General features: G+C 68.8%; 10 protein-coding genes, 2 tRNA genes and 1 pseudogene. All 13 read left to right on the top strand.

What is annotated here, in order from left to right; genetic code table 11:
- Positions 1-204, top strand: a pseudogene (locus EV699_RS19455) (lipoyl synthase); the annotation flags it as partial.
- 186 nt (positions 205-390) lie between these two features.
- Positions 391-900: a tetratricopeptide repeat protein gene (locus tag EV699_RS19450; RefSeq protein WP_165904214.1), complete on the top strand. Its 510-nt coding sequence runs from the start codon at positions 391-393 to the stop codon at positions 898-900.
- A complete protein-coding gene (locus EV699_RS19445; RefSeq protein ID WP_132545956.1) occupies positions 897-1,394 on the top strand; it encodes a CinA family protein in 498 nt (165 codons plus the stop codon). Before EV699_RS19450 ends, EV699_RS19445 begins: the two co-directional genes overlap by 4 nt.
- On the top strand, positions 1,375-1,920 hold the full coding sequence (thpR, locus tag EV699_RS19440; RefSeq protein WP_132545954.1) for an RNA 2',3'-cyclic phosphodiesterase: 546 nt from the start codon (positions 1,375-1,377) through the stop codon (positions 1,918-1,920). Before EV699_RS19445 ends, thpR begins: the two co-directional genes overlap by 20 nt.
- 89 nt (positions 1,921-2,009) lie before the next feature.
- Positions 2,010-3,062, top strand: coding sequence for a recombinase RecA (recA, locus tag EV699_RS19435; RefSeq protein WP_132545952.1), 1,053 nt, complete (start codon positions 2,010-2,012; stop codon positions 3,060-3,062).
- Positions 3,052-3,501: a regulatory protein RecX gene (locus tag EV699_RS19430; protein WP_132545950.1), complete on the top strand. Its 450-nt coding sequence runs from the start codon at positions 3,052-3,054 to the stop codon at positions 3,499-3,501. Before recA ends, EV699_RS19430 begins: the two co-directional genes overlap by 11 nt.
- Before the next feature lie 69 nt (positions 3,502-3,570).
- On the top strand, positions 3,571-6,189 hold the full coding sequence (gene alaS, locus EV699_RS19425; RefSeq protein ID WP_132545948.1) for an alanine--tRNA ligase: 2,619 nt from the start codon (positions 3,571-3,573) through the stop codon (positions 6,187-6,189).
- A 40-nt stretch (positions 6,190-6,229) separates the two neighbouring features.
- Positions 6,230-7,456 carry an aspartate kinase gene (locus EV699_RS19420; RefSeq protein ID WP_132545946.1) on the top strand — a complete coding sequence of 409 codons (1,227 nt, stop codon included), beginning with the start codon at positions 6,230-6,232 and terminating at the stop codon, positions 7,454-7,456.
- A gap of 161 nt (positions 7,457-7,617) precedes the next feature.
- Positions 7,618-7,812 (top strand): carbon storage regulator CsrA, encoded by a 195-nt coding sequence (gene csrA, locus EV699_RS19415; protein WP_132545944.1) that lies wholly within the window; start codon positions 7,618-7,620, stop codon positions 7,810-7,812.
- A gap of 95 nt (positions 7,813-7,907) precedes the next feature.
- Positions 7,908-8,001: transfer RNA gene (locus EV699_RS19410), tRNA-Ser, on the top strand.
- Positions 8,002-8,063: 62 nt separating this feature from the next.
- Positions 8,064-8,140 (top strand) — tRNA-Arg (locus EV699_RS19405).
- 197 nt (positions 8,141-8,337) lie between these two features.
- Positions 8,338-8,661, top strand: a complete 324-nt coding sequence (gene fdxA, locus EV699_RS19400; RefSeq protein ID WP_132545942.1) for a ferredoxin FdxA — start codon at positions 8,338-8,340, stop codon at positions 8,659-8,661.
- Positions 8,662-8,757: 96 nt separating this feature from the next.
- On the top strand, positions 8,758-9,615 hold the full coding sequence (locus EV699_RS19395) for a tetratricopeptide repeat protein (RefSeq protein ID WP_132545940.1): 858 nt from the start codon (positions 8,758-8,760) through the stop codon (positions 9,613-9,615).
- The last annotated feature ends 555 nt before the right edge of the window (positions 9,616-10,170 follow it).

The raw sequence follows: 10,170 nt of genomic DNA, 5'->3' as shown, positions 1-10,170 counted from the left end.
CACGCCGTCGACATGCTCACGCTCGGCCAGTACCTGCAGCCGAGCGCGCACCACCTGCGCGTGGAGCGCTACGTCACCCCGGCGGAGTTCGAGCAGCTGCGCGTGGAGGGCCTGGCGATGGGCTTCACCCACGTCGCCTCGGCGCCGATGGTGCGCTCCTCCTACCACGCCGACCTGCAGGCCAGGGGCGAGTTCGTCAGCTGAGGCCGTCCCGCTCCCGCTGCACGCGGCCGTCGCCCCGGACCACGGGGCGACGGCCGCGGCGTTTCCGGGGGTCACCTCGTGCCCGTACGTCGCCCGGGCATCCCGGCACCCGGCGCCCGTGCTTGGTGTAGGATGCGCCAGCCGCGCCGCCGCACGGCGCGCGTTGGGATGACGCAGGAACGCACGATGAAACGAATCCGCATCGGTCGGCTGGCCCTGGTGTTCGCGCTCGGCATCGGCTGCGCGTCGGCGGCCGAACTCGACGACATCCGCCGGCTGGCGGACGACGGCAACACCGTCGCCGCGCTGGAGCGGCTCGACGAACGCCTGGGCAAGGACCCCAACGACGTCCAGGCCCTGTTCCTGAAGGGCACGCTGCTCCTCGACATGGGACGCAACGCCGCCGCGCGCGACACCTTCAGCGACATGACGCGCCGCTTCCCGCGCCTGCCCGAGGGCTACAACAACCTCGCCGTGGCCTACGCCGCCGACGGTGATTACGAGAAGGCCCGCCAGGCCCTGCTCGCGGCGGCGGCGAACGCCCCCGACTTCCCCGCGGTGCAGGTCAACCTGGGCGACCTCTACGTCAAGCTCGCGGCCGACGCCTACCGCAAGGCGCTCGACATGAACCCCGCCGACGAAGCCTCGAAGAGCCGCCTGCTGGCGCTCGAGGCGCTGTTCCAGACGCGCAAGTGAACGCCGACGCCGCCCTCGCCGACCTCGCCGCGCGCGTCGGCGCCGCGCTGCAGGCCCGTGGCCTGCTGCTGGCCACGGCGGAATCGTGCACCGGCGGCGGCATCGCCCAGGCGGTGACGGCGATCGCCGGCAGCTCGCTGTGGTTCGAGCGCGGCTTCGTCACCTACAGCAACGACGCCAAGGTCGAACTGCTCGGCGTCAGCGGGGCGACGCTCGCACGGCATGGCGCGGTGAGCGCCGCCACGGTGGGCGAAATGGCCCGCGGCGCGCTCGAACGCAGCCCGGCGCATGTCGCCATCGCCGTCAGCGGCATCGCCGGCCCCGACGGCGGCAGCCCCGACAAGCCGGTGGGCACGGTGTGGCTGGCCTGGTGCCGGCGGGGCGGCGTGCCGCGGGTGCAGCCGTTCCGGTTCGCGGGCGATCGCGCGGCGGTGCGCCGGCAGGCGGTCGTCGCCGCGCTCGAGGGCGTGCTCGATGAACTCGCCGTCGCCTGAACCCGCCGCACGCCGACTGTTCCTCGCGCTGTGGCCGGACGCGACGACCCGCGACGCGCTCGCCGCGCTGGCGCAGCGCGTGGCGGGCGCGGCAGCGACCCCGGCGGCCAACCTGCACCTGACCCTGGTGTTCTTCGGCACCACCCCGGCCGCGCGCGAGGCGGCCTACCGCTCGGTGCTCGCCGGCCTGTCGGCGCCGGCGCTCGACCTCACGCTCGACCGGCTCGGCTGGTGGGCACGCTCGCGCACGCTGTTCGCCGCACCGTCGCAGCCCCCGGCGGCGCTGGAAACCCTGCTCGCGGCGCTGCTCGCGCGCCTCGTCCCCTGCGGCTTCACCCCGGAGAACCGCCCCTTCCGGCCGCACGTCACGCTCGCCCGCCGCAAGGCGGCCGACGCCGCGACCGACGCCGCCCTGCCGCCGCTCGCCTGGCGCACCGAGCGCATCGTGCTGGCCGAATCGGTGTCCGGCCCGGCCGGCTCGCGTTACCTGCCGCGCGCCGCATGGCCGGTCGACGGCACGCGTTAGGTCGGCCAACGCGTTCTGTGGAATAATCCGGCGCCCTTACCAGGCCCCCTCGGCGGCGGGCCGTCACGGGTTCACGCGAGGTCACGTCTATGGACGACAACAGGAAAAAGGCGCTCGCCGCGGCTCTCGGCCAGATCGAGAAGCAGTTCGGCAAGGGCTCGGTGATGCGCCTCGGCGATGCCCAGGCGGCACGCGACGTCGACGTCATTTCCACCGGTTCGCTCGGCCTCGACATCGCGCTCGGGGTCGGCGGCCTGCCGCGCGGGCGCATCGTCGAGATCTACGGGCCCGAGTCTTCCGGCAAGACCACGCTGACGCTGCAGGTGATCGCCGAAGCGCAGCGTCTCGGCGGCATCTGCGCCTTCGTCGATGCCGAGCACGCGCTCGATCCGATCTACGCGTCCAAGCTCGGCGTCAAGGTCGAGGACCTGCTGGTGTCGCAGCCGGACACCGGCGAGCAGGCGCTGGAGATCACCGACATGCTGGTGCGCTCGGGCGGCGTGGACGTCGTCGTCATCGACTCGGTCGCCGCGCTCACCCCGAAGGCCGAGATCGAAGGCGAGATGGGCGACAGCCACGTCGGCCTGCACGCCCGCCTGATGAGCCAGGCGCTGCGCAAGCTCACCGGCAACATCAAGCGCTCGAACACGCTGGTGATCTTCATCAACCAGATCCGCCTGAAGATCGGCGTGATGTTCGGCAACCCCGAGACCACCACCGGCGGCAACGCGCTGAAGTTCTACGCCTCGGTGCGCCTCGACATCCGGCGCATCGGTGCGATCAAGAAAGGCGAGGAGGTCATCGGCTCCGAGACCCGCGTCAAGGTCGTCAAGAACAAGGTGGCACCGCCGTTCAAGCAGGCGGAATTCGAGATCCTCTACGGCGAGGGCATCTCGCGCCTCGGCGAGGTGGTGGACCTCGGCGTCAAGGCCGGCCTGGTCGAGAAGTCGGGCGCCTGGTACAGCTACGCCGGGCAGCGCATCGGCCAAGGCAAGGACAACGCGCGCACCTTCCTCAAGGACAACCCCGAGCTCGCCCGGGAACTCGAAGACAAGGTGCGTGCGAAGTATCTCGCCAACCCCGACGCCCTGCCCACGGTCGCCGCCTCCGGCGAGGAGGATGTCGTCTCCGATGAGTTCTGAGGCGGCAGCCGCGGCGCTGCAGGCGGCCGTCGGCCTCCTCGCCCACCGCGAGCACAGCGCGGCGGAACTGCGCCGCAAGCTCGGGGCGAACGGGCACGGCTCCGCGGCCATCGACGCGGCCCTCGCGGAACTCGCCGAACAGGGCCTGCAGAGCGACGCGCGCTTCGCCGAGGCCTATGCCCGCGCGCGCTTCGAGCGCGGCTACGGCCCGCTCAGCATCCGTGCCGGCCTGCGCGAGCGTGGCGTGTCCGAAACCCTGGCTTCCGCTATTCTGGCTACCTTCGATGAACTGTGGATGACGCGCCTCGCCGAACTCGCCGGACGGCGGTTCGGCAACGCCCCGGCGGCCGATGTCCGGGAACGCGCCCGCCGGAGCCGCTTCCTGCAGCAGCGGGGCTATACCCCGGCACAGGTCGCGCGGCTGCTGCATGAGCCCTGAACGACGGCGCCGGCAGCGGATCGTGCGACCGGATGTGTCCACGCTCCAGACAAACGACCGAACGAGACCATGACCAGCAGCGCCGAACTCCGCTCCGCCTTCCTGAACTTCTTCCGTGGACACGGCCACGAGATCGTCGCCTCGAGCCCGCTGATCCCCGGCGACGACCCCACCCTGCTGTTCACCAACGCCGGCATGGTGCAGTTCAAGGACGTCTTCCTCGGCACCGACCACCGCCCTTACTCGCGGGCCACCACCGCGCAGCGCTGCGTGCGCGCCGGCGGCAAGCACAACGACCTCGAAAACGTCGGCTACACCGCGCGCCACCACACGTTCTTCGAGATGCTGGGCAACTTCAGCTTCGGCGACTACTTCAAGCGCGACGCCATCACCTTCGCCTGGGAGTTCCTGACCGGCGTGCTCAGGCTGCCGGCCGACAAGCTGTGGGTGACGGTGTACGCGACCGACGACGAGGCCTACGCGCTGTGGGCCGACATGATCGGCGTGCCGAAGGCACGCATCGTGCGCATCGGCGACAAGCCCGGCGGCGGCTCCGACAACTTCTGGCAGATGGGCGACACCGGCCCCTGCGGGCCGTGCACCGAGATCTTCTACGACCACGGCCCCGAGGTCGCCGGCGGCCCGCCCGGCTCGCCCGACGAGGACGGCGACCGCTACATCGAGATCTGGAACCTCGTGTTCATGCAGTTCAACCGCGACGAGGCCGGCGTGCTGCACCCGCTGCCGAAGCCGTCGGTCGACACCGGCATGGGGCTCGAACGGCTCGCGGCGGTGATGCAGCACGTGCACTCCAACTACGAGATCGACCTGTTCGCGAACCTGATCAGGGCGGCGATGGCGGCCACCGGGGCGACCGATGCGCAGTCGGCATCGCTGAAGGTGATCGCCGACCACATCCGCTCGACGGCCTTCCTGATCACCGACGGCGTCGTCCCCTCGAACGAGGGGCGCGGCTACGTGCTGCGTCGCATCATGCGGCGTGCGATCCGCCACGGCTACAAGCTCGGCGCGCAGACCGGCTTCTTCCACAAGCTGGTGCCGGCGCTGGTCGCCGAGATGGGCGCGGCCTACCCCGAACTCGCCACGGCCCAGGAAACCGTCACGCGGGTCATCGCCCACGAGGAGGAACGCTTCGCCGAAACGCTCGAACACGGCATGAAGGTGCTCGAAGCCGACATCGCGGCGCTGTCGGGCAGCGTGATCTCGGGCACGACGGTGTTCCGCCTGTACGACACCTACGGCTTCCCGGTGGACCTCACCGCCGACATCGCGCGCGAACGCGGGCTCACGCTCGACATGACCGGCTACGAGGCCGCGATGGAAGGGCAGCGCGCCCAGTCCCGCGCCCACAGCCAGTTCGGCCACTATCACAGCGAGGCGCTCGCGGTCGGGGGCAGCACCGCCTTCTGCGGCTACACCGCCCTCGACGGCGACGCGACGGTGACGGCGCTGTTCCGCGACGGGCAGGCGGTCGCGCGCCTCGAAGCCGGGCAGGACGGCATCGTCGTGCTCGACGCGACGCCTTTCTACGCCGAGAGCGGCGGGCAGGTCGGCGACAGCGGCCGGCTCAGCGCCGACGGCGCGCTGTTCGCGGTCAGCGACTGCCGCAAGCAGGGCGAAGGCGTGCACCTGCACATCGGCCGCGTCGAGGCCGGGGCGCTCGCCGTCGGTGCGCGGGTGCACGCCGCGGTCGACGCCGCACGCCGCTCCGCCACCGCGCTGAACCACTCGGCGACGCACCTGCTGCACGCGGCGCTGCGCCAGGTGCTCGGCACGCACGTGATGCAGAAGGGCTCGCTGGTCGACCCCGAGCGCCTGCGCTTCGACTTCTCGCACCCCGAAGCGCTGACGCCGGCGCAGATCGAGACCATCGAGCGGCTCGTCAACGCGCAGATCCGCGGCAACGTCGAGGTCACCACGCGGCTGATGCCGATCGACACCGCCAAGGCCGCCGGCGCCCTCGCGCTGTTCGGCGAGAAGTACGGCGACGAGGTGCGCGTGCTGTCGATGGGCGCCTTCTCCACCGAGCTCTGCGGTGGCACCCACGTGGGCCGCGTCGGCGACATCGGCCTGTTCAAGATCACCGCCGAAGGTGGCGTCGCCGCCGGCATCCGCCGCATCGAGGCCGTCACCGGCGAGCGCGCCTACGAACACGTGCACACGCTCGAACAGCGCCTGCAGGCGATCGCCCACATCGTCCGGGGCGACGCGGCGTCGGCCGAGACCAAGGTCCGCGGCCTCGCCGAACGCGTCCGCGGGCTGGAGAAGGAACTCGAACAGGCCAAGGCCAGGCTGGCGAGCAGCCAGGGTGGCGATCTCGCCGCGCAGGCGGTCGACATCGACGGACTCAAGGTGCTCGCCGCCCGCCTCGACGGCGCCGACGCCAGGACGCTGCGCGACACCGTCGATCAACTGAAGAACAAGCTGCATGCGGCGGCCGTGGTGCTGGCGGCGGTCGAAGACGGCAAGGTGCGCCTGGTCGCCGGCGTCACCGACAGCCACACGACACGGGTCAAGGCCGGCGACCTGGTCAACCAGGTGGCCCAGCGGGTGGGCGGCAAGGGCGGCGGTCGCGCCGACCTCGCGCAGGCCGGCGGCACCGATCCGTCCGGCCTCGACGCCGCGCTCGCCGCCGTCCCGGCCTGGGTCGCGAGCCAGCTCGGCTGAACGCGATCTCCCTCACAACCTCAACTGCAGCGGAAACAGCATGGCGCTTATCGTTCAGAAGTACGGCGGCACCTCGGTCGGCAACGTCGAGCGCATCGAGAACGTCGCGAAGAAGGTCATCGGCTATCGCGCCCAGGGCCACGACCTGGTGGTCGTGGTCTCAGCGATGAGCGGCGAAACCGATCGCCTGATCGGGCTGGCCAAGGCGATCACGCCGCGCCCCAACCCGCGCGAGCTCGACGTGCTCATCTCGACCGGCGAGCAGTGCACCATCGCGCTGCTGTGCATGGCGCTGGAGAAGCACGGCCAGCCGGCGAAGTCCTATACCGGCGCACAGGTGAGCATCCTCACCGACAGCGCCTTCACCAAGGCGCGGATCAGGTCCATCGACGGCGACAACATCCGCGCCGACCTCGCTGCCGGTCGCGTCGTGGTGGTGGCCGGATTCCAGGGCGTGGACGAGGACGGCAACATCACCACGCTCGGCCGCGGTGGTTCGGACACCACCGGCGTGGCCATCGCCGCCGCGCTCAAGGCCGACGAGTGCCAGATCTTCACCGACGTCGACGGGGTCTATACCACCGATCCGCGCATCGAGCCGCGCGCGCGTCGCCTCGACCGCATCACCTTCGAGGAAATGCTGGAGATGGCCTCGCTCGGCTCCAAGGTGCTGCAGATCCGCGCCGTGGAGTTCGCCGGCAAGTACAACGTCCCGCTGCGCGTGCTGTCGACCTTCGAGGAAGGCAACGGTACGCTCATCACGCTAGAGGAAGAACAGATGGAAGCAGCCCTGATCTCCGGCATCGCCTTCTCGCGCGACGAGGCGCAGATCACCGTGCTCGGCGTGCCCGACAAGCCGGGCGTGGCGTTCGGCATCCTCGGCAGCGTCTCGGATGCCAACATCGAAGTCGACATGATCGTGCAGAACATCGGGCGCGACGGCACCACCGACTTCACCTTCACGGTGCACCGCAACGACTACGAGCGCGCCCTGGAGATCGTCCGCGCCAAGGCCCAGTCGCTCGATGCCCGCGAGGTCCGGGGCGACAACAAGATCGTCAAGCTTTCCCTGGTCGGCGTCGGCATGCGCTCGCATGCCGGCATCGCCAGCACGATGTTCCAGGCGCTCGCCCGCGAAGGCATCAACATCCGCATGATCTCGACGTCGGAAATCAAGATCTCGGTGGTGGTCGACGAGCGTTATCTGGAACTGGGCGTACGCACGCTGCACGAGGCATTCGGGCTCGAGCAGACCGCTCCCGCCTGAGCGAGCGTCAGCCCTTGTTCTTAGTGATTGTTTTGTAAAGAAGCATCAAAACCACCACACCCGCAGCCTGTCTTCGTTAGAGTCCGAGCCACGACCCCGCGCCACCGGTGTCGTGCAGCCAAGAAGCTTGGACCAACAAGGTGATATGCAAGGAGTACGACATGCTCATCCTGACCCGCAGAGTCGGCGAAACACTGATGATCGGCGACGAAGTCACCGTCACGGTGCTCGGCGTTAAAGGCAACCAGGTTCGCATCGGCGTCAACGCCCCGAAGGACGTCGCCGTGCATCGCGAGGAAATCTACGAGCGCATCAAGCGCGAACAGGAGAGCGGCGAGGGTCACCACCACGAGTGAGTCAGCACCGGGCTTTACGCTCCCGGTGTTCATCGGTACTATTCGCAGCCTTCGCGAACCGGCGTACCGCGCCATCGTGAAGACGCTGTGAATCTGGAGAGATGGCCGAGTGGCTGAAGGCGCTCCCCTGCTAAGGGAGTATGGGGGCTTAAACCTCCATCGAGGGTTCGAATCCCTCTCTCTCCGCCAAAACGCGCATCGCAACTTGACAGGCCCAGACCTCGAAAGCAAAATGCGCGCCGTCACGCAAAGCGCCCGTAGCTCAGTTGGATAGAGTACCTGGCTACGAACCAGGGGGTCGGAGGTTCGAATCCTTCCGGGCGCGCCAATACTGGAAACCCGAGTCGAAAGATTCGGGTTTTTCGTTTTGCGCGATCACCAGCCCCCTCGACAACCCCGCGCGCTGAAAGTGGATGTGCGGCGGCCGACAAAATGCCCGGCGAACGCTTCGGGAGTTCTCGGCACGGCCCGGCGGGGCTACACTGCGCGGCCAGCGTTTGTTCCGTCCGCGAGAGGCGTGAGCCCATGACTTTTGTCGTCACCGAAAACTGCATCAAGTGCAAGTACACAGACTGCGTGGAAGTCTGCCCCGTGGACTGCTTCCACGAGGGGCCCAACTTCCTCGCCATCGACCCCGACGAATGCATCGACTGCACCTTGTGCGAACCCGAGTGTCCGGCGCAGGCGATCTTCGCCGAGGATGACCTGCCGAGCGGGCAGGAGGCGTTCCTGACCCTCAACGCCGAACTCGCGAAGATCTGGCCGGTGATCACGGCGCAGAAGGATGCCCCGCCCGATGCGACCGAGTGGGATGGCAAGCCCGACAAGCTCCAGTACCTGGAGCGCTGAGCGATCGGCGCACGCACCGCGATCGGTGCGCTCGGCTACGCCCGAAGATTTCCCCCCGGCGCGGCGCTCGGATCTCCGGGGCCGCGAGGACTCCGCATGAGTCAGTTCAGCTTCGACGTCGGCCTTGCCGACTTCCAACGCTTCGTCATCGACAACTCCTTCCATGCCCCGGTGCTGGTCGACTTCTGGGCCGACTGGTGCCAGCCCTGCCGCACGCTCGGCCCGCTGCTCGAAAAACTCGCGCAGGAGTACCAGGGCGCGTTCCTGCTCGCCAAGATCAACGCCGATCGCGAGCAGGCGCTCGCCGCTCATCTCGGCGTGCGCTCGCTGCCGACGGTACTGGTCGTGCGCGACGGGCAGATCGTGGAAACCCTGACCGGCGCGCAGCCCGAAAGCGCCTACCGGCAGGTGATCGACACCTACAGGGCGCGGATCGCCGACAAGGTTCTCGAACAGGCCGAAGCCGCGTGGCACGAGGGGCGGCAGGACGATGCACTCACCCTGCTGCGCGAAGGCCTGGCCCAGGATCCGGGCGACCCGGACATGAAGGTGTCGCTGGCCGCCAAGCTGGTCGAACGCGAAAGCTTCCTGGAAGCGGGCAAGCTGCTGCGCAGCCTGCCCGAGAACCTGCACAAGGTCGAACCGGTGGCGGGGCTGCTCGCGCGCGTGGCAGCCGCCGAAGCCACCCCCAAGGGCGTGGACACCAGCGCCTTCGACAGACGGCTTGCCGTCAATCCGGATGACCATGCCGTGCGCCTCGCCCTCGCCGCCGCCCTGCTCGAAGCCGGCGACTACGAACGCGCGGCCGAGCAGTACCTCGAAGCGTTCCGGCGCGATCGCGCCTTCGAGAACGGCGCGGCCCGCCAGGGCCTGTTCAAGCTGTTCGAGACGCTCGGCAACGAGCATCCACTGGTCGCGGTCTATCGACGCCGGCTGGCATCGCTGCTGTACTGAACGATGGTGTGCTGGGTTCGCGCCGGCCGCGGGATCGCGGCCTTCTCAGGTCGCCTGCGGCCGGCGCGAACCCAGCGTCCGCAGCGCCCGCGCTGAGGGCACGCGCCCCGCGTTTCCCCTTCACTCCCCCCCGCATCAACACCGCAGGCCTCACAAGACTTGCATGAGCCGGCGGAATCGGCGATTTTTCACGAAGTGAATTTAGCTTTCCGAAATTCCAGAACGTGAAATAAACTCTTGTGCGGATATCCGCACGCCGGTCTGGAACCGCCAAACCCACTGCAGAAATAAGTCCTCCAAACTCAACACTCTGGCTTTACAAACATTGTGTCACAGAAGTGGCATGAGGCGTGCTGTATGGCGCCAATCAGCGGATGACGTCTCCGTTGCCAGCAGCAAGACGACGCAGATGGCGTCGATCACTACAAATCATCCGGAGGAGATCACGATGCACAGTCCGAACGACATCGACCCGCAGGAAACCGCCGAGTGGCTGGCGGCGCTCGATGCGGTGGTGCAAACCGGCGGCAGCGAGCGCGCGCACTTTCTGATCGA

The sequence above is a fragment of the Plasticicumulans lactativorans genome (assembly GCF_004341245.1).
GTDB classification, from domain to species: Bacteria; Pseudomonadota; Gammaproteobacteria; order Competibacterales; family Competibacteraceae; genus Plasticicumulans_A; species Plasticicumulans_A lactativorans.
Note: the sequence above shows the minus strand (reverse complement) of the source record. Positions and strands in the feature narration are given on the sequence as shown.

What these genes read in the sequence shown, in the direction of transcription:
- EV699_RS19450 (WP_165904214.1), top strand. Translation starts at nt 391, where the DNA reads ATGAAACGAATCCGCATCGGTCGGCTGGCCCTGGTGTTCGCGCTCGGC.
- thpR (WP_132545954.1), top strand. Translation starts at nt 1,375, where the DNA reads ATGAACTCGCCGTCGCCTGAACCCGCCGCACGCCGACTGTTCCTCGCG.
- recA (WP_132545952.1), top strand. Translation starts at nt 2,010, where the DNA reads ATGGACGACAACAGGAAAAAGGCGCTCGCCGCGGCTCTCGGCCAGATC.
- EV699_RS19430 (WP_132545950.1), top strand. Translation starts at nt 3,052, where the DNA reads ATGAGTTCTGAGGCGGCAGCCGCGGCGCTGCAGGCGGCCGTCGGCCTC.
- alaS (WP_132545948.1), top strand. Translation starts at nt 3,571, where the DNA reads ATGACCAGCAGCGCCGAACTCCGCTCCGCCTTCCTGAACTTCTTCCGT.
- EV699_RS19420 (WP_132545946.1), top strand. Translation starts at nt 6,230, where the DNA reads ATGGCGCTTATCGTTCAGAAGTACGGCGGCACCTCGGTCGGCAACGTC.
- csrA (WP_132545944.1), top strand. Translation starts at nt 7,618, where the DNA reads ATGCTCATCCTGACCCGCAGAGTCGGCGAAACACTGATGATCGGCGAC.
- fdxA (WP_132545942.1), top strand. Translation starts at nt 8,338, where the DNA reads ATGACTTTTGTCGTCACCGAAAACTGCATCAAGTGCAAGTACACAGAC.
- EV699_RS19395 (WP_132545940.1), top strand. Translation starts at nt 8,758, where the DNA reads ATGAGTCAGTTCAGCTTCGACGTCGGCCTTGCCGACTTCCAACGCTTC.